The organism is Paenibacillus urinalis (genome assembly GCF_028747985.1).
In the GTDB taxonomy this organism is placed as follows: domain Bacteria; phylum Bacillota; class Bacilli; order Paenibacillales; family Paenibacillaceae; genus Paenibacillus; species Paenibacillus urinalis.
In genome coordinates this window covers 2,055,019-2,073,160 of record NZ_CP118108.1, presented here as the reverse complement: position 1 = coordinate 2,073,160, position 18,142 = coordinate 2,055,019, and the positions used below count along the sequence as shown (strand labels likewise).

Here is an 18,142-nt window from a genome sequence, read left to right as displayed (position 1 = left end):
ACCGATAAATCTCTCATTTATGAATAATGAAATACCTAATCTATTTAATGAAGCCATTCGGATCAATAATGAGCGCGACCTGACCGTCACCAAGAATCGTGGCTCCTGAGATGCCTTGTATGGAAGGCAGGTATTTACCTAAGCTCTTAATTACAATTTCGTTCTGTCCGATAAAATCGTCTACCGCAAGCGCAGCAAGCTGTTCTCCCTTGCGAATGACTACAATTTCAACTTCATCCTCTTCTTCATCGGTATATCCGCTGACATCGAACACTTTCGACAGCGACACATAAGGAATCATAGAGTCTCTGAAGCTGATCATTTTTGAACCATGGACATAGCGGATCTTTTCTTTCTTGATAATGGCGGTTTCCACGATGGAAGACAACGGAATAGCATACTTCTCTTCGCCAAGCCTAATCAGCATCGCTGCGATAATGGATAGCGTAAGCGGCAGCTGTACAGAGAAATTCGTTCCTTGTCCCGGTGTAGAATGGATGGTTACATTTCCGCCGAGAGCAGTAATTTTTGCCTTCACGACATCCAGCCCTACGCCTCTTCCGGAAATATCCGATATCGTCTCGGCTGTACTGAATCCAGGAGCGAACAATAGCTGATACACTTGCTCGTCTGTCATCAATTCCCCTTCAGCTTCTGTAACAACGCCACGGGAAATGGCGGTCTTCAGCAGCTTGTCGCGGTATATTCCTGCTCCATCATCTTCGATTTCGATGAATACATGATTGCCGCTGTGGAAGGCTCTTAGTTGAATCGTTCCCGTCTCAGGTTTGCCTGCCTCAATCCTCTTGGAGATCGACTCAACCCCATGGTCTACGGCGTTTCGAAGCAAGTGGACAAGCGGGTCGCCAATTTCGTCAATTACCGTACGGTCAAGCTCCGTTTCAGCACCGGTGATGACCAAATCCACTTTTTTATCCAGCGATTTTGCCAGATCCCTTACCATTCTTGGAAAACGGTTGAATACAGTATCGACCGGTACCATTCTCAGCTTGAGAACAATATTTTGCAGATCAGAGCTCACTCTGCTCATATGAGAGACTGTTTCTATTAGATCGGAATGATCCAGCTCACTTGCCAGCTGTTCCAGTCTGGACCTGTCAATCAGCAGCTCACTGAACAAATTCATCAGCACATCAAGCCGTTCAATATCCACTCTGATCGTTCGGTTTCCAACGGCAGCGCCTGCAGGCTTCGCATTGCTCTTCCCTGCTGCGGGCTTGGTCGGTTTAGCTGTTCCTTTATCCTTGCTAATAACTTCTGCTTTCTTCTCTTCGATTAGGGGCATCTCTACAGAAGCTGCTGCTTCCTTGCTTGAGATCTGTCCCAGCATTTCTATTGTTAATGGTACGACTTCTACCTTCTCAATCTCGGAAATGTTCATAATCGCCTGCTGCAGCTCTTCCGGTTGCATTTGAGTTATGTAGTATAGTGAAAAATCGTAATCGAATTGGTCCTGCTCAATTTCTTGTACTGAAGGCTCTGTCTTAATAACCTCTCCGGAGCGCTCCAACAAATCAAATACCATGTAAGCTCTAACGGATTTAAGCTGACTTGACTTACTGATGGTGACATGCACAAACACCGCACCCTGCCCATCTGCAATGGACTGCGTTAATACAGACGCTTGAAATTCATCAAGTGATAACGCTGCTCCACTCGAAGATGCATCTGCACTGCTGATCTCTGATGCAGCATCAGACATACTTGCTTCTCCGCTTTCAATCGCCTGCAGCTTATCTACAATCGCGGACACGTCAGCCTTGCCTTCTCCACCTGCCATAATATCCTGAACCATGGACTCGAGTGCATCTAAGCTCTGGAACAGAACATCAAATATTGGCTCCTGCATCGTCAGCTTCTCGTTGCGGACCAGATCCAGTACATTTTCCATCTTATGAGTTAATGAGGCGAGATCCTCGAATCCCATTGTCGCAGCCATTCCTTTAAGTGTGTGGGCCGATCGAAAAATCACCTGAACGATGCTGATGTCCTCCGGATTATTTTCCAATTCGAGCATCTTTTCGTTCAATGATTGGAGATGATCATTAGACTCATCAATGAACATGGATAAATATTGATTCATATCCACTTTGTATTCCCTCCTTTTATGAATTAACCGTTTCTAGTCACCGCTTTAACCAGTCTATCGGCCAGCTCCTCAAGCGGGAGCAGCTGATTAACACAACCCAGCTCTGCTGCAGCACGCGGCATCCCGTATACGACGCAGGTCTCCTCATTCTCCGCAAAAGTAGAAGTAACGCCTGCTTCGTAGAGTCGTTTCATCATTCTTGCTCCATCACTGCCCATTCCCGTCAAGATGGCTATATGCCTTTCGAGAGCAACATAGGGGAGTAAAGATTCAAATAACGTATCGACTGAAGGCCTGTGTCCATTCACGGGGTCCTCGCTGCCAAGTACGATCTCATATTCCGCATTATGATTCTCCCTAACTCTCATATGATAGCCGCCTGGAGCGATATAAGCGGTTCCCGCCTTCAAACGCATTCCATGAGCCGCTTCAACCACATGAATCTCACTGAAGGAATCAAGCCGGGCTGCCAGCGATCTGGTGAAATCCGGCGGCATGTGCTGAACGATGACAATCGGAGCCTCAAAATCCCCGGGAAAATGAGACAGCAGCGTCTTTAGTGCACGTGGTCCCCCGGTCGAGCAGCCGACAGCTACCAATTTGCTGAACGTACCAGAAGATTGCAATGCTCCGGCTTTCTTAGATTTCTTCGTCTCGGCTGCTATAACAGGAGATAAGGCTTCCTGTTCTGTTTTAATTACATGGGATGGCCGTTTGGCAGATTCCCTCTCTGTCTTGCTTACTTTTGGACTTGCTTTCTTCTCTGTTTCTTTTTTGGCTGTCTCTAATTCTTGTGCCAGTCTCTGGGTAATGGACTTGATGTCATCCAGCTTGGTCTTCGCCGATCTCGGAGCAGGGATATTCTTGCTCGTTGTCTCTGGAGGCGCAGATTTAGGCTCTTGATCGATCGTCTTCTCAGGCAGTTTATGGTGGACAGCGGCATTTTCTCTATTCTTTTTCCTGGCAGATGAATCCGAAGCCTCAGAGGGTGGAGCCATCGCTGCTGCAGCCTCATCCTTCTCTGCAGCTCTTCGTGCTCTACGCTCCATCATCTGTACGGCTTCCTTCATCTGGTTACGAAGCTCAGCCCCCACCTCATAAATGTCCTGACGAAATTGAATGGAAGGCTTACGTATAAAATCAAACGCACCGGCTTCCAGCGCCTTGATGGTTTCTTTGAGACCGGTCTCATTAATGCCTGACAGCATGATAATCGGAATCGGCTGCTCGGCCATAATGATCTTCAAGGCATCCAGCCCGTTTAATTCCGGCATTTCAACATCCATCGTAATTAAATCAGGCCGGATTCTTCTGGCTTTCTCAACAGCTTCCACACCTGTCGCAGCCGTATCTGCTACTCGAAAAGAGGGATCCTGCTGAATTAAATCGGTTATAATCTTTCTCATAAATGCTGAATCATCAACCACTAGTACCTGATAGACTGACATGTAAGACACCTCTAAAGTAATTTCATCTTGTTTATTGGGCCGTTTTCCTCAGCCACTTGGCAACAAATCCTCTTAAGCCCTGCCCACCGTTCGATATCGTTCTGCCCATCTCCGTGTAGTTCAGCGAGATTCGTTCCATATCCTTAGCAGCTGTGCAGTTCGGATACAGGGTAGTAAATGGAGTTTGCTTCTTAACCGCACGCATCACATGACTATCCTCAGTGATATACCCGAGCAACGGAATATCAGCCCCCAAAAATCGTTTAGCAACCAGCTGTATCTTTGAGCTGACCTGGTCGGCCTCGCGCTTGTTCTCAGCCCGATTGACGATGATGCCGAATGGGCTGTGACCGTTAATTTTGTGCATCATTTTGATGAGTGCATAAGCATCCGTGATCGCCGTGGGCTCCGGGGTCGTCACAACAATACATTCATCTGCAGCCGCGATAAAGCTTCTGTTCTCCAGTGACAATCCCGCACCGGTATCAAAGAAAATATAGTCCATTTCCGAAGCCAGGCTCTCCAAATCAGTGGTGAATGCATCAATATCCTGTTCCGTTAGAGACAGAAGTTCTACGAATCCGGATCCTCCTGCGATATACGGAAGCCCCATCGGTCCGAGCTGTATAATCTCTGAGATCCTTTTCTCCCTAGTCAGCACATGATATAGACTGAATTTGGAGGAGACCCCCATGAGCACATCTATATTGGCCATTCCCATATCAGCGTCGAATACGAGTACCTTTTTACCGGCAGCATGAATTTTTAATGCAAGGTTTAAAGTGAAATTGGATTTCCCTACTCCACCCTTGCCGCTTGCTACCGCAATCAATTTAGCCTGTTTCTTAGCTGCTGGCTTCTTAACGCGGTTCTCTTCCGTAATCTTCGGAATGGGCCTTGCTGCCATCAGTTCTCTGAGAGATGCTGCCTGATCACTCATTCTCATCACTTCCCATTATGCAATCTGAAAGCGTCTTGGCATCCGGCACCATAAGATCGTCTGGCACATTCTGGCCATCCGCTATGTAAGACAGCGTCACAGGGTAACGATATAGAACATTGATGATGGAACCTAGACTGTCCGTTTCATCCATCTTGGTAAAAATGACTTTGGACAGGCCATATTTGGTGAAATGGTCCAAAATGACGAGCATGTCCTCTGTCTTCGAGGTGAGGCTCAGTACTAGCATCATCTCGCTGTTGGGTTCATCGAGAAGCAGGCTGTTCAGTTCGGATACCAGCATTTCATTACGGTAGTTACGTCCTGCGGTATCCATAAAAATAAGATCGCAATCTGCAAGGCGTTCTAGGGCACGCTTGGTATCAGCCGGTGACTGAACCACTTCAAGCGGAACTCCCAGAATTGCGGCATAGGTTCTCAGCTGTTCAACAGCAGAGATCCGGTACGTATCCGCAGTAACAAACCCGACCTTGCGCTTGTACTTAAACATTTGCTCAGCAGCCAGCTTGGCAATGGTCGTCGTCTTACCCACACCCGTAGGTCCCGCAACATAAACAATACGTGTGTCCTGCGCAATGCCAGCATCTATTCGCTCCACAAGGAACTCTCTTATCTCTTCCTTTACCAATGCGAAGCCGCTCTGCTCAGTCTGTTCTGACCACTGCTCCTGTGCTGCATCAATCCATTTGATCCATAATTCATCGATGACTCCCTGCTGAACCAGTCTCGTACGAGCCTCATTCAGATTACCCGGCAGCATGGCTTCATAGGCATCTCGCTTAGCAAAGGAAGTCATCATCTGCTTCAACTGCTGTATTTCAGTTAGCAGAGCTTGATCGGTAGAAGCGGAAAAATCCGCCCCTTCCGGGTGCGGCTCCTGAACAGGGATTGATGAAAGGACTGATGAACGTGGTCCTCTGTAGGACGGATTCTCTTGCTTCACATCCTCCTGTTTTTCCTTGGCCGCTGCTTGTTCTCCGTTATTCATACCATCTGCCACTTTGCGGTAAGCATCTGGGGCCATTGCTCTTGGTATGGGTCTTGGCTGAGCCTGAGCGGCCGGGGGACTTGCTTGCAGATTTACTGCTGACACTGAAGCTGCCGGCTCCTCAACCGCCGCTACAACCTCTATCTTTTGCTTGCGGAACAGTCCGGCAAAGCCGCCTGTCTTGATCGATTTGGTCGATAAGATGACTGCATCCGATCCCAGCTCACTGCGAATCAGGCTCATGGCCTCGGGCATGGTATCCACTATATATTTTTTCACTCTCATAGATTAACCACCCCGATACTTTGAATTTCAACATTAGGCTCCAGTTCGCTGTAGGATAACACCGGTATATCCTGCATCGTTCTTTCGATCAATTGCCGCAAATACATCCGGATTGTCGGTGAAGTAAGCACAATCGGTTGTTGACCCGTCTGAATCAATCGATTCACTTGCTCCATCAGCTTCTGATACAGCGTCTGACTGGATACCGGATCAAGCGCCAGATAGCTCCCTTGCTCCGTCTGCTGGACACTCTCGGCGATCTTTTTCTCCAGATTCGGTCCAACCGTAATAACCCGCATCGTCTCCCCTTTTTGGGTATACTGCTGTGTAATCTGTCTGGATAGAGCTTGTCTGACATACTCCGTAAGTACATCCGGATCCTTCGTATAGGTACCGTAATCTGCGAGCGTTTCAAAGATCGTCACCATATCTCGAATCGAGATTTTCTCACGCAGAAGTTTAGCCAATACTTTTTGAACATCTCCAATGGATAGAACAGATGGAATCAGCTCATCAACCAGTGCAGGATAATTCTCTTTCAAGTTATCCACAAGAGCCTTTGTTTCCTGACGACCCAGGAGCTCATGTGCATGCTTCTTAATCATTTCGGTCAAATGCGTTGCCACAACCGAAGGTGGATCTACAACGGTATAGCCGGACAATTCCGCCCGATCCTTGGTTGCTTCATCGATCCATAACGCGGGAAGGCCAAAAGCAGGCTCGGTTGTTTCAATCCCGGTTATAGAATCGTCATCATATCCGGGACTCATCGCCAGATAGTGATTGAGCAGAAGCTCGCCGCTCCCGACGATATTTCCTTTAATCTTGATCACATATTCACTTGGTCTTAATTGAATATTGTCTCTTATCCGAATCACTGGAACGACGAGTCCCAGCTCAAGAGCACATTGTCTTCGAATCATGATGATACGATCGAGCAAATCTCCACCCTGTCCTGTATCTGCTAAAGGAATGAGTCCATATCCAAATTCGAATTCGATCGGATCCACTTGCAGCAGGTTAATTACACTTTCCGGACTACGCACCTCTTCAATCTGCTGCTCTTCTTCCATCTGTTCATCACTAATCTGCTGTTTGTTCAAATTCTGCTGCATCTTCCAGCCTGCGAAGAAGAGAATTAACGCAAGCGGCAGTGTCGTAATCAACTCAATGGGTGTGAAGAACCCTAGAAATGCTACTGTCGCTCCTACAATATAGAGAAGCTTCGGATAGGAGAATAGCTGGGATGTAATATCGTCCGCCATTGTACCGTCAGAAGCTGCACGCGTAACGATAATCCCGGATGCGGTAGAGATGAGCAGTGCAGGGATCTGGCTGACCAATCCATCTCCAATCGTTAACAGTGAGTAAGTCGACAACGCATCAGCAAAGCTCATACCCATCATTACCATACCGATAATAAATCCGCCGACAAGGTTGATCAGCAGGATAACAATACTGGCAATCGCGTCTCCCTTAACAAACTTACTCGCACCATCCATCGCACCGTAAAAGTCCGCTTCGCGTTCAATTTTACTTCGGCGATCTTTTGCTTGATGCTCATTAATAAGTCCTGCGTTGAGATCCGCATCTATACTCATTTGCTTCCCGGGCATTGCGTCGAGCGTAAACCGAGCTCCGACCTCTGCTACGCGTTCCGAACCTTTCGTAATGACAATAAATTGAACGACGACCAGGATCAGAAACACGATAAAACCAATAACCGGCTGACCACCAGAGATCCAGCTTCCGAAAGTGGCCACAACCTGACCCGCATAAGCATCCTGTAAAATGTGCTTTGTCGTTGCAAGGTTAAGTGCTACACGAAATAGAGTCGTCACAAGCAGCAAGGAAGGGAATATGGAGAATTCCAGAGCTTCCTTCGTATTCATCGCTACCAGCAAAATAACCAAGGCTATAGCGATGTTGATAACCAATAATGCATCAAGTAGTCCAACAGGAATAGGGAGAATCATCATTAGCACGATGCCGATGATCCCGATCAGGATTGATAGGTCTTTAATTTTCACTAGTTTCCATGCCTCCGATTCCCCTTATGATTCGATCTTCCTTTTAATTTGTAAACATAGGCTAGAATTTCAGCGACAGCCTGGAAGAGATCTGCCGGAATGGAATCCCCGATCTCAGTCCTTTGGAACAAAGCTCTGGCAAGAGGCTTGCTCTCCATAAGCGCCACTCCATGCTCTTTGGCAATCTCCCGAATACGCAGCGCCATATGATCTGCGCCTTTCGCTATAACAGTAGGAGCCTCCATTTCATTGCCATCATATTTCAAAGCGACTGCAAAGTGAGTAGGATTCGTAATGATGACGTCCGCATTGGGAACTTCCTGCATCATCCGCTGCATCGCCATGCGTCTTTGCCGTTCGCGAATTTTCGCTTTAATGAGAGGGTCTCCCTCCATCTTCTTATACTCATCCTTGATGTCCTGTTTGGACATTCTAATGTTCTTCTCATGCTCATATCTCTGATACATGTAATCGAGAATAGATAGTACAAATAAGGCTGCGCCAATATTGATTCCAAGGTCCAGCGTCATTTCCGCGGCGAATTTCAAGATCCCATCGAGTGATAACAGGCTGAGGCCGGCGAATTCATCACGTGCACCCCACAGGATGTCGTAAACCAGATAGCCAATAATGACGAGCTTAAGAACGGATTTCAAAAGTTCCACGAGGGCTCGCATGGAAAAGATGTTCTTGAAGCCTTTGATCGGATCCAGCTTGCTGAATTTGGGTGTTACCCCTTCGCCTGTCAGCAAAAATCCAACCTGAATATAATTGGCCGCAAAACCGATGATCACCGCGATGGCAAAGATCGGAGCAAGGAGGATAAGAATCTCCATTCCAAACTGCCCGAACATAACCATTACGTTCTCGCTTGTTACTTCCATATTCAGCCTGTTAACAAAGATATCCCTAAAGGCGTCTGCGATGCGTTCTTTGTAAAATTCACCAAAGATGAGCAGACACATGAAACAGGAGAGTAAAATGGCCGCTCCGGATATTTCCATACTTTTGGCCACTTGGCCCTTTTTACGAGATTCCTGACGTTTTTTCGGGGTAGCCTTCTCCGTCTTCTCCCCTGAGAACATCTGCAGGTCCAGTTTAAATCTCATTGCTGCTACTACCCCCGCCCCGCAGATTCAAGCCTTAAGCTCCCTGTTTAATCACTTCCAGTACTCCCTGCATAGCTTCAAACATGACTGCGAACAAATTTTCAAATAAATATAACAGGCCTGGTATGGTGACCAGCATCATCGCAAGTCCTACCAGAATTTTTAACGGAACACCAATGACAAACACATTGAACTGCGGCGCAGTTCTTGCCAAGAAGCCGAGACCCACATCTGTCATAAACAGAGCGACAACAAGAGGTGCTGCCAGCTGAAATGCGAGCATAAACGCCTGAGCGAAAGCGGTTATGATTAATTCCGCGATATTCCCGCTTGCCATTGCAGCAAACAGATCATTACCTACCAGCGGTACCCACTCGTAGCTGTACACAATTGCATCCAGCATTCGATGATGACCGTTCATGGTCAGAAATAACAGAACAGCAAAGGCATACTTCACATTCCCTGTCAAAGGAGCGGCTGCGCCTGTCATCGGGTCGTAGACATTCGCCATCCCAAACCCGATCTGAATATCGATAAATGCACCTGCTGTTTGTATCGCTGTAATCATGAGTAGTGCGATGTAGCCGAGCAGCAGCCCCATCAGTATTTCTTTCACAATGAGCAGAATATATTGACCATCCATCGGAATCGACTGATCTAAGCCAAATGTGAGGTACACAATAACGGTAATAAAAAAAGATATTCCGATCTTAAATACCCCTGGAACCCCTGGCGTAGAAAATATAGGTGCTGCTACAAAAAATGCTGTAATTCGACAAAAAATAAGCAGAGCGACAGAAAAACCTTGAAGCATCATCTCCATGTTGTATATGCCTACCCGATATAAGTATGAAGATTATCCAAAATGTTAAATGTGAAATCGACCATTGTTGCAAGTATCCATGGCCCAAATAACAACAGCGCCACAAGCACCGCAATAATCTTGGGAACAAAAGCCAGTGTCTGCTCTTGGATCTGTGTCGTCGCTTGAAAAATACTGATAATAAGACCTACTACAAGCCCTAATACAAGCATTGGCGCACTGATTTCCAGTGCGATAAAAATCGCTTGCCCTGCCAGTTCAATGATAAAATCGGATGTCATGGCCGCTTGCCTCCAATGTCTAGATGCGCCCTAGTTTAAGGACTGAAACTTAATAACAGAGATTTTACGACCAAATACCAGCCATCCACCAGAACAAAGAGAAGAATCTTGAAGGGCAGTGATATCATGACCGGCGGGAGCATCATCATCCCCATCGCCATAAGTACACTCGACACGACAATATCAATGACTAGAAATGGAATAAATATCATAAAGCCCATCTGAAATGCAGTTTTTAATTCACTTATGGCATAGGCCGGAACAAGTACATGTAAGGGAATATCCTCATAGGACTCGGGCTGCTCCGCTCCGGTATATTCCATAAACAGCAGCAGATCCTTCTCTCTCGTATGAGAGAACATGAATTCCTTCATCGGCTCGGCTGCCTCCTCCAGTGCTTCCGTCTGAGTAAGCTCTCCTCTCAGATAAGGCTGGAGTGCGACTTCATTCATTTGTGATATGGTTGGAGACATAATAAACAAGGTCAGAAAAAGGGCCAGTCCGACGAGCACTTGGTTCGGCGGCATTTGGTTCGTACCGAGCGACGTTCTGACAAAGCTCAGGACGATAACGATCCTAGTAAAGCTTGTCATTAATACGAGAATTGCAGGTGCAATGCTTAATACCGTAATGAGTAAAATAATAGATAATGCGCTTGTGCTCGGTTCTTCGCCTTCCGTATTCCCGAACTCGATAGAGATATCAGGGATCGGCTGTGCCGCAAAGGCCTCTGTACCATTGAATACCGTCAGGCACACCCACAACAGACATGCAACTACAATCTTCTTATTCATGAATCCCTCGACCGATCTCTAGTATCTTCTTGAAGCCAGTCTTCCATCTGTTCCTTGCGATCTGGCATTTCTTGAAGTTTCTGTTCAAACAATTGCTTAAAGTCAGCTTCATCAACTTCTTGAGACTTGGCCCGATCTCGGTTAAGCCGGGTCTTCAGATTCTCAATTGTTGAGAGGATTGATGTTGTTTCCCTTCCTTCAAGCTCAAATTGCTTCATTAGCTGACTGATCTCCTCGGGATCAGCTAAGGTATCAATAACATTGATATCCTCACCAACCCCAAGGATATATAGTTTACTGCCTATCTCAACGATTTGAATGGATTTGCTCGGTCCAAGCCCGACTCCGCCAACAATTCTCATCGCTTTCTTCTGGAAAAAGTGTTGGTTCTTACGACCCAGCCAGCGTACGAGCAGCACGATGGCTGCAATGATCGCAATAAGGACTACAATTACCCATAGCAGCTGGCCATAATAACTGGTTTCCATCGGTTTCGATTAAATACCTAACGTCTTGTTAATCGCTTCGATGACACGATCGGATTGGAACGGCTTCACGATGAAGTCCTTCGCACCAGCCTGAATGGCGTCAATAACCATTGCCTGCTGTCCCATTGCAGAACACATGATAACTTTAGCATTAGGCTCGATTTTTTTAATTTCCTTCAATGCAGCAATACCGTCCATTTCTGGCATGGTAATATCCATGGTGATCAAGTCAGGACGAAGCTCCTTATACTTTTCAATAGCTTGTGCTCCATCTTGTGCTTCTCCAACAACCTCAAACCCGTTTTTTGTCAGAATGTCTCGAATCATCATTCTCATAAATGCTGCGTCGTCCACGATTAGAATTCGATTTGCCATGTTAGTTAAAATCCTCCCCAAAAATTGTGCTTATTGTATTTTCTGTAGTCGGTCCCATTCACTGATGATATCTGTTACACGTACACCAAAGTTCTCGTCAATAACAACGACCTCGCCCTTAGCGATCAGCTTCTGGTTTACAAGAATATCTACAGGTTCACCGGCAAGCTTGTCCAGTTCAATAATCGATCCCTGAGATAGTTCCAAAATATCCTTAATTTGCTTCTGGGTCCTTCCTAATTCTACGGTGACTTTAAGCGGTATGTCCATCAATAAATTCAAATTATTGTCGCTTTGCTGCCCAAAATTTCCATTGTGGAAGTTTGCGAACTGTACAGGTTGCACATTTACACCGCGAGCGTGCATATTTCCGTAATGTTGTGGTTCGTTATATTGCATATTCGGCATTTGCTGCGGCATCTGCTGCTGCATTGGCGGCATCGGCGCTTGTCCCTGCCAAGGGTCCTGGTATGGCATGCCTGGCATCTGCATCGGTTGAGATGGTGGAGAAGGCATACTATTCGGATGCTCCTGCACCGGAGTCTGCACCGGGGGCTGCGCTGCCTGAGCCGGTGGTGCCGGTTCAGTGATCTCCTCGACCGCTGCAACAACTTCAGTGGCTGCTTCTTCCACAGGATCAGATGAACCATGGATCAGCATATGAACCATATTTTTCGCAAAATCCACTCTTAACAGCTGCATAATGTTCGAATCGATCAAATCTCCAATGAGCAGCCTGAAGGATACTTTAATCAGCGTTTCGTCCATTGGAAAATTGTTAAGTCCTTCGCCGCTGGACATATTCAAAATGTCGATGCTTGGAGGCGAAATATTTACAAAACGATTAAACAAAGTGGACATGGAGGTAGCTGAAGATCCCATCATCTGGTTCATTGCTTCCTGAACCGCACTGATATGAATTTCATTCAGTTCCTCATCCTGCGGATTCCCTTCACCGCCAAGCATCAAGTCCGCGATCACCTGCGCGTCGCGCTTTTTGATCACCAGGGAATTAATTCCTTCAAATCCATCTACGTACGTAACATGTACGGTGACATGCGGCTTGGGGAACTCCTCTTCAAACTGCGACTTGTTAATTATCGAAATTTTAGGTGTTGTTATATCTACTTTATTCCCGAGCAAGGTGGACAGTGCTGTTGCCGCACTCCCGAAAGTGATGTTACCAATTTCGCCCAGCGCATCCTGCTCCAGCGGTGTGAGATAATCGTCAACCGTCTTGATTACAGGCTCTCCGCTGGAAATGGATTCAGATTGCTTCAATAGAGCATCTATTTCTTCCTGGGACAAATAATCTTTACTCGTCAAGCTCTTCAACTCCTTCAATCAGAATCTCATCGATCTGCACGGCCACTCGATCTCTTAGTGTACCGGGACTTCCCATAAATTTAGCCCGTTCCCCCACCTTGATCGTCAGCCCTTCCTCAACCGGCTTATTTAATGTAATGACATCTCCGACATTCAAGGATAGAAACTCTGCTATGGAAATATTTGATTCACCCAGTTCTGCGATGATCGGTAATTTCGCTTTTTTAACTCTTTCTTTAATCGCTACTACTTCCTCAGGTGCTCTCGATTTTTTCTCAGAAATGAACCACTGATGCGTCGACAGCTTGGACATGATCGGTTCAACTACCACATGCGGAATACATAAGTTAATCATTCCCGTGGTGTCACCGATCTTGGTACTGAGCGAAATAAGAGCAATGGTCTCATTCGGAGAAACAATCTGCATAAACTGCGGATTCGTCTCCAGTGCTTCCATTCTTGGTGTGATATCAAGTACCGTCTTCCACGCTTCTTGCAGGCTGTCAAATGCCTTGCTGAATATTCGTTCCATAATGGTAGTTTCAATCTCAGTCATCGAGCTTGTCTTGGCTGAAGAAGTTCCAGGCCCGCCTAATAAACGATCCAGCATCGCGTATGCAACGTTGGGGTGTACTTCAAGCACCATTCTGCCTTGGAGCGGCTCCGCTTCAAAAATGTTCAAGATCGTCATCTTCGGTATGGACCTGATAAACTCGTCATAAGGAAGCTGCTCAACCTGAACAACATTAATTTGAACAAAAGTTCGTAATTGTGCTGAAAAATAAGTGGTCAGATATCTCGCAAAGTTCTCATGTATACGTGTCAAGCTTCGAATATGATCCTTCGAAAAGCGTACAGCACGTTTGAAATCGTAGGATCTAATCTTTCGCGCGGTTTCTTCCTTCTTGAGCTCTTCAGCATCCATCTCCCCAGAGGAAAGAGCAGCGAGGAGGGCATCTATCTCATTCTGTGAAAGTACATCAACCATTTATCTCACCCCCTTGCAGAAATAAAAATGAACTTACCTAAGCTGCATTACAAGCCTGCTACCACGATAGAAGTGATTTTACTTTCCGTAACTCTGCCGCTTGGCAGTTCCTTATTAATCAGCTCCGTGAGCTCACTCAGGAACAAATCACGGTTCTTGCCGGACTCAAGCTGCTCAGGCTGAGTATCAGCCAGCTTCTGCAGGATGGCTGGCTTGATCTGAATTTCCTTAATTTTCTCAAAATCTTCTTTAGCTTCCTTGGAGTTCACCTGGAATGCGAGGTTCAATTGAACAATATTCGTATATCCTGCAAGGTTGGTCTTGATGTCTGTAATTTCTGAAGTCAGCTCTACGATTTCATCTGCGGATAAATGCTTCGTCGCTGTACTTTCAGCCACTTCCTGATTTGAGCTCTCATCTGCATTTGTCCGATCTACTAACAGAACCACAGCAAGCACGATCAGGGTAATACCAAGCATGATCGTAGAAAGCCAGGGTAACATCTTTTTCATATTAGGAATCCTCCGTTTGCTGCTGCACTTTTATCGTTGCTGCATGTATGCCTATTTCACCGTTATACTCTTTGATCTTGTTAATGATTTCGTCTGCCTTTTCTAATACAATCAACCGTTTACCTGTAACGAGAGTGATGTATGTATCCGGTGTTTCTTCTACAGTTTCTACGAGCAGCGCATTTAACCACATGGATGAACCATTTAATCTCGTCACTAATATCATGGGGTTCTCCTCCCGCTTAAGTGCCTAAGGGAAGCTGTCAGCCTCCCCTAAGCTATCAAATTATTAACGCTTGAGGTTTACTACTTCAGTAAGCACTTCATCAGAGGTTGTAATAATACGTGAATTCGCTTGGAATCCGCGCTGTGCCACGATCATTTCTGTAAATTCACCCGTAAGATCGACGTTAGACATTTCCAGCTGTCCTGTAACAATCGCTCCAGTACCTGCTTCAGCATCATTGGCAGTAACGATTTCAAGTTCTCCTTCGGGATTGGCATTCAAGGTCATACGGTACAGGTTGCCTCCCATTTTCTCAAGACCGCCAGGATTGGCGACAAGTCCGATCCCCAGCTGAACATCGGCAGCTATCGTTCCATCCGCAAGCTGTGTATTAATCATGCCATCCTGACCGATTGAAAAGGCCACCACTTCAGGGTCGATCACGATTGCCGCTCCATCGGAATCAAAAACAAACAATCCGTCAGATGTCAAAAGATTTCCATTTGCATCCACATGAAAATCACCAGCACGTGTAAGATAAGGTGGTTCTTGACCATCCGTAAGACCTACCAGAAAGAATCCATTGCCTTCGAGACGCAAATCCGTAGGATTGTTTGTCGTTTGAGCTGATCCTGCAAGGTGCATTGTGTCAATTGAGCCTACACTCACCCCAAGACCTACCTGCTTCGCATTCACTCCTCCACTCTCATCCGTTGGAGCAGTTGTTCCGGAAATCGTTTGGCTCATAATATCCTTGAACATAACCCGGCTGGATTTAAATCCGGTGGTATTCACATTCGCAATATTGTTACCAATCACATCAAGCTTGGTTTGGAATCCTCTCATTCCGGACACTCCGGAATACATAGACTTCAGCATCTCGCACTACCTTTCTATTGTTCAGTTTTTTTTGCCGCTTCAGTCGGTCCACGGCATGAAGGCTCTCCGTTTAGGGCCAGCCGGTTAAGATACAATTACTGCACTGTCAATCTGAGTAAAAACATTGTCACTCATGGAATCCCCGTTCACCGCGGTTACCACTGTGCGGTTCGGCACATTCACAATAAAGGCCGTATCCTGCATCAGCACCAGTGTTTCCTTTGCTCCTTTTGCAGCTGCCTTGTCAATTGCATCACCGAGCATCATCAGCTGCTCATTCCCGAGCTCGATTCCACGCTGTGCAAGCCTTTTGGAGGCATGATGACTGAGCTTGACCCATTCCTGATTTAACAGTTCTTGAAAAGAAGTTCCTGCCGCTGAGGAGCTCGTGCTCTTCTTGTTGACATCTCGAAGGCTTCCGGGTGAAACCGGTCCTGTATACAGCTGGCCTACTCTTAAAATGTCACTCATACCTGTGTACCGGATTGATCTTCAGATGATTCTTCATCGGCGAGCTCTGCATCTGGCTGCTGCACTTCTTCTCCCTCTGCTGGTGCTGGGTCACTGATTTGTATGATGTCTGTAAGGGCTACTTCTTCATCACCGATCATTGCATACTGAATTTGATCACGAATCATGATGGACTCTACCTGTCCAGTAAGCACACCCGATTCTCCTGTTTCCGCATTTTCTCCGATCCAGCTTACATTTTTGCCAATCAATCCGGATGCTGCACCAAGAGATTGTGCCAAGCTCTCCAGCTGGCCTGAAATATTGGTTAGCTGTTCAACTGAAGTAAACTGTGCCATTTGAGCGATAAATTCTTTATCCTCCATCGGCTGCATCGGGTTCTGATTCTGCAGCTGGGTAATAAGAATTTTGAGGAATTGATCCTTGCCCATCTCCTGCGTTGATTTTCTACTGGCTGCGGCCACATTGCCCGCCGAATAGTTCGGCCATATATTCGATGTTGAGATTATGTCTGCCACTCGTTACCACCTCACTTCCTATCAAGCTTTGGCTGTAAAGCCTTGGGTACCTTCTGCTGAAGGGAAGACCTCCAGTCCTTGCTGTTCTCTCATCCATGTTCGAAGCTCATCCTGCATCTCTACCGCCTGAATGGCATCTTCATCTCTTTGCTCACGTTCCCTGGATCTCCGTTCTCCACCGGACTGTCCGTTAGAACCTCCGCCATCCTGATACATATGAGAGGATAGTGATGTGTTCTGTGTGACTTCCAGTCTTTCGACTTGGATCCCCTGAGCCTGGAGTGTGGCTCTCAGCTGAGTGATCTGCTGCTCGAGCAAATCCTTGGCCATCACCTGTTCTGTCATAAACCGGGCAACGAGTTGTCCATTCTGCATGGACAGCTGAACATCAACCTGGCCTAGATGCTCCGGCCGCAGTGAAATTACCGCTTCCGCTACGCCGTTCTGTTTAACAAACTCAAACTTCTGAATGACAAACTCAGACATATCCTTCACAAACTGCCCTGCAGGTATTGCCAGCTCAGATTTTGCAACGGGTGTTTGCACATTACCACTGCGCAGTACGAGCTGACCCGCTGTCGTAGGCTCGTTATCCTTCCCTTGTTCACCATCTGAAGTTGGTGCAGAAGAGTCCGCCTCTTCAACGATGCCGGTCTTCGAAGCTTCGGTTGGAACAACCTTAACCGCTTCCTTGTCGGTGACCTGATTGGAGTCCTCTGCGTTGCTAACGGTACTCGAGCTGTCCTCACCTGCGGCTTTGAGCAGCTGCTCCATTAATGTAGAGCTGGCATTCTGGACCACAGCATCCTTATTGGAAGGCATATTCACGACATTTGCTATTTGCTCTGTTACGACCTGTAATTTCTCTAGAGGGTCTGTATTTATATCTGCTTTTTGTAATAGATTCTTGAGAGATGTAATCAGCTCTGTATGTAGGCTCTGCTGCTCCAGTGCTTGTCCATCTGAACTCATCTTCCCGCTTGCTTCAACCACTTGCTGCAATGCCTCTTGCACCGCATATTGGATCGTGTTCGGATCATTAGCCAGGATATTGACTATTTGCTGTGAAGTAGAATCCGTTGATTCACTACCTTCCTGAGCCGCTGGGTAATATGCATTCATGAATTGCGAGAGCCAAGCATTCAAATCGGCTAATAATTCTGAATCCTCTAGCAGAAGCTCCTCTTTGGATTCTTCCAGTGCTTTGATCAGGTTCTCAATCAGCTGTTCTGCTGCTGCGAAGAGCTCTGACTCATCCAGCATTGCCAGATTCATTTCCTCCTCGGAAGCCGTAATTCCGGCTGCGGCCATGAAAGCAAACAGTCCTGCTTGATTGACGTCAGATGTGCTGCTGCCAGAAGATGAAGTGGTCCCCATCATTCCCTGAAGCTGTTCCAAAAAGGACGGCTGCGTACTCGTTCCCGTTCCGCTGCTGCTTCCTGCAAGTGTACTGCTTGTTGTTGATTCGGTAGTCTGTGTCATCGCCATTTGCGGCAAGAAAGATATCATTTCTTTTTTCACCTCCTTTCA

Annotated in this window: 19 protein-coding genes; all 19 read right to left on the bottom strand. The window is 46.6% G+C overall.

Annotation, left to right across the window (positions count from 1 at the left end; all coding sequences use genetic code 11):
- Positions 1-40 precede the first annotated feature (40 nt).
- The 19 genes from PUW25_RS09655 to PUW25_RS09565 all read right to left on the bottom strand — a co-directional run bounded on the left by PUW25_RS09655 (position 41) and on the right by PUW25_RS09565 (position 18,121).
- Positions 41-2,110: a chemotaxis protein CheA gene (locus PUW25_RS09655; RefSeq protein WP_047909701.1), complete on the bottom strand. Its 2,070-nt coding sequence runs from the start codon at positions 2,108-2,110 to the stop codon at positions 41-43.
- A 23-nt stretch (positions 2,111-2,133) separates the two neighbouring features.
- Positions 2,134-3,558, bottom strand: a complete 1,425-nt coding sequence (locus PUW25_RS09650; RefSeq protein WP_047909702.1) for a protein-glutamate methylesterase/protein-glutamine glutaminase — start codon at positions 3,556-3,558, stop codon at positions 2,134-2,136.
- A gap of 31 nt (positions 3,559-3,589) precedes the next feature.
- Positions 3,590-4,498: a MinD/ParA family protein gene (locus tag PUW25_RS09645; protein ID WP_047909703.1), complete on the bottom strand. Its 909-nt coding sequence runs from the start codon at positions 4,496-4,498 to the stop codon at positions 3,590-3,592.
- Complete coding sequence (gene flhF / locus PUW25_RS09640; protein WP_047909704.1) at positions 4,491-5,792, bottom strand: flagellar biosynthesis GTPase FlhF; 1,302 nt, start codon at positions 5,790-5,792, stop codon at positions 4,491-4,493. The genes PUW25_RS09645 and flhF overlap by 8 nt, the downstream gene beginning before the upstream one ends.
- Positions 5,789-7,822, bottom strand: a complete 2,034-nt coding sequence (flhA, locus tag PUW25_RS09635; protein ID WP_047909705.1) for a flagellar biosynthesis protein FlhA — start codon at positions 7,820-7,822, stop codon at positions 5,789-5,791. The genes flhF and flhA overlap by 4 nt, the downstream gene beginning before the upstream one ends.
- Positions 7,822-8,931, bottom strand: a complete 1,110-nt coding sequence (gene flhB, locus PUW25_RS09630) for a flagellar biosynthesis protein FlhB (RefSeq protein ID WP_047909706.1) — start codon at positions 8,929-8,931, stop codon at positions 7,822-7,824. The genes flhA and flhB overlap by 1 nt, the downstream gene beginning before the upstream one ends.
- Positions 8,932-8,965: 34 nt before the next feature.
- The gene (fliR, locus tag PUW25_RS09625; RefSeq protein WP_205053362.1) at positions 8,966-9,754 is read right to left on the bottom strand and encodes a flagellar biosynthetic protein FliR; all 789 of its coding nucleotides are present in this window, start codon (positions 9,752-9,754) and stop codon (positions 8,966-8,968) included.
- An 11-nt stretch (positions 9,755-9,765) separates the two neighbouring features.
- Positions 9,766-10,035: a flagellar biosynthesis protein FliQ gene (gene fliQ, locus PUW25_RS09620; protein WP_047909707.1), complete on the bottom strand. Its 270-nt coding sequence runs from the start codon at positions 10,033-10,035 to the stop codon at positions 9,766-9,768.
- A gap of 35 nt (positions 10,036-10,070) precedes the next feature.
- Positions 10,071-10,829, bottom strand: a complete 759-nt coding sequence (gene fliP, locus PUW25_RS09615; protein ID WP_047909708.1) for a flagellar type III secretion system pore protein FliP — start codon at positions 10,827-10,829, stop codon at positions 10,071-10,073.
- Complete coding sequence (locus PUW25_RS09610) at positions 10,826-11,317, bottom strand: FliO/MopB family protein (RefSeq protein ID WP_047909709.1); 492 nt, start codon at positions 11,315-11,317, stop codon at positions 10,826-10,828. The genes fliP and PUW25_RS09610 overlap by 4 nt, the downstream gene beginning before the upstream one ends.
- 9 nt (positions 11,318-11,326) lie before the next feature.
- Positions 11,327-11,692 carry a response regulator gene (locus PUW25_RS09605; RefSeq protein ID WP_047909710.1) on the bottom strand — a complete coding sequence of 122 codons (366 nt, stop codon included), beginning with the start codon at positions 11,690-11,692 and terminating at the stop codon, positions 11,327-11,329.
- Between the two features lie 30 nt (positions 11,693-11,722).
- Positions 11,723-13,018, bottom strand: coding sequence for a flagellar motor switch phosphatase FliY (gene fliY, locus PUW25_RS09600; RefSeq protein WP_274338602.1), 1,296 nt, complete (start codon positions 13,016-13,018; stop codon positions 11,723-11,725).
- The gene (gene fliM / locus PUW25_RS09595; RefSeq protein WP_047909712.1) at positions 13,008-14,006 is read right to left on the bottom strand and encodes a flagellar motor switch protein FliM; all 999 of its coding nucleotides are present in this window, start codon (positions 14,004-14,006) and stop codon (positions 13,008-13,010) included. Before fliM ends, fliY begins: the two co-directional genes overlap by 11 nt.
- A 47-nt stretch (positions 14,007-14,053) precedes the next feature.
- Entirely contained in the window at positions 14,054-14,518 is a 465-nt protein-coding gene (locus PUW25_RS09590) for a flagellar basal body-associated FliL family protein (protein ID WP_047909713.1), read from the bottom strand.
- A 1-nt stretch (position 14,519) separates the two neighbouring features.
- Complete coding sequence (locus tag PUW25_RS09585) at positions 14,520-14,744, bottom strand: flagellar FlbD family protein (protein ID WP_274336954.1); 225 nt, start codon at positions 14,742-14,744, stop codon at positions 14,520-14,522.
- A gap of 63 nt (positions 14,745-14,807) precedes the next feature.
- A complete protein-coding gene (gene flgG, locus PUW25_RS09580; protein WP_047909715.1) occupies positions 14,808-15,623 on the bottom strand; it encodes a flagellar basal body rod protein FlgG in 816 nt (271 codons plus the stop codon).
- Positions 15,624-15,707: 84 nt separating this feature from the next.
- Entirely contained in the window at positions 15,708-16,094 is a 387-nt protein-coding gene (locus PUW25_RS09575; RefSeq protein ID WP_274336953.1) for a TIGR02530 family flagellar biosynthesis protein, read from the bottom strand.
- The gene (locus PUW25_RS09570; RefSeq protein ID WP_274336952.1) at positions 16,091-16,612 is read right to left on the bottom strand and encodes a flagellar hook capping FlgD N-terminal domain-containing protein; all 522 of its coding nucleotides are present in this window, start codon (positions 16,610-16,612) and stop codon (positions 16,091-16,093) included. Before PUW25_RS09570 ends, PUW25_RS09575 begins: the two co-directional genes overlap by 4 nt.
- Before the next feature lie 21 nt (positions 16,613-16,633).
- Complete coding sequence (locus PUW25_RS09565; protein WP_274336951.1) at positions 16,634-18,121, bottom strand: flagellar hook-length control protein FliK; 1,488 nt, start codon at positions 18,119-18,121, stop codon at positions 16,634-16,636.
- Positions 18,122-18,142: the final 21 nt, after the last annotated feature.

Coding starts and splice junctions, on each gene's coding strand:
- PUW25_RS09650 (WP_047909702.1), bottom strand. CDS start 3,558: ATGTCAGTCTATCAGGTACTAGTGGTTGATGATTCAGCATTTATGAGA.
- PUW25_RS09645 (WP_047909703.1), bottom strand. CDS start 4,498: ATGAGTGATCAGGCAGCATCTCTCAGAGAACTGATGGCAGCAAGGCCC.
- flhF (WP_047909704.1), bottom strand. CDS start 5,792: ATGAGAGTGAAAAAATATATAGTGGATACCATGCCCGAGGCCATGAGC.
- flhB (WP_047909706.1), bottom strand. CDS start 8,931: ATGAGATTTAAACTGGACCTGCAGATGTTCTCAGGGGAGAAGACGGAG.
- fliR (WP_205053362.1), bottom strand. CDS start 9,754: ATGGAGATGATGCTTCAAGGTTTTTCTGTCGCTCTGCTTATTTTTTGT.
- fliQ (WP_047909707.1), bottom strand. CDS start 10,035: ATGACATCCGATTTTATCATTGAACTGGCAGGGCAAGCGATTTTTATC.
- fliP (WP_047909708.1), bottom strand. CDS start 10,829: ATGAATAAGAAGATTGTAGTTGCATGTCTGTTGTGGGTGTGCCTGACG.
- PUW25_RS09610 (WP_047909709.1), bottom strand. CDS start 11,317: ATGGAAACCAGTTATTATGGCCAGCTGCTATGGGTAATTGTAGTCCTT.
- PUW25_RS09605 (WP_047909710.1), bottom strand. CDS start 11,692: ATGGCAAATCGAATTCTAATCGTGGACGACGCAGCATTTATGAGAATG.
- fliM (WP_047909712.1), bottom strand. CDS start 14,006: ATGGTTGATGTACTTTCACAGAATGAGATAGATGCCCTCCTCGCTGCT.
- PUW25_RS09590 (WP_047909713.1), bottom strand. CDS start 14,518: ATGAAAAAGATGTTACCCTGGCTTTCTACGATCATGCTTGGTATTACC.
- PUW25_RS09585 (WP_274336954.1), bottom strand. CDS start 14,744: ATGATATTAGTGACGAGATTAAATGGTTCATCCATGTGGTTAAATGCG.
- flgG (WP_047909715.1), bottom strand. CDS start 15,623: ATGCTGAAGTCTATGTATTCCGGAGTGTCCGGAATGAGAGGATTCCAA.
- PUW25_RS09575 (WP_274336953.1), bottom strand. CDS start 16,094: ATGAGTGACATTTTAAGAGTAGGCCAGCTGTATACAGGACCGGTTTCA.
- PUW25_RS09565 (WP_274336951.1), bottom strand. CDS start 18,121: ATGATATCTTTCTTGCCGCAAATGGCGATGACACAGACTACCGAATCA.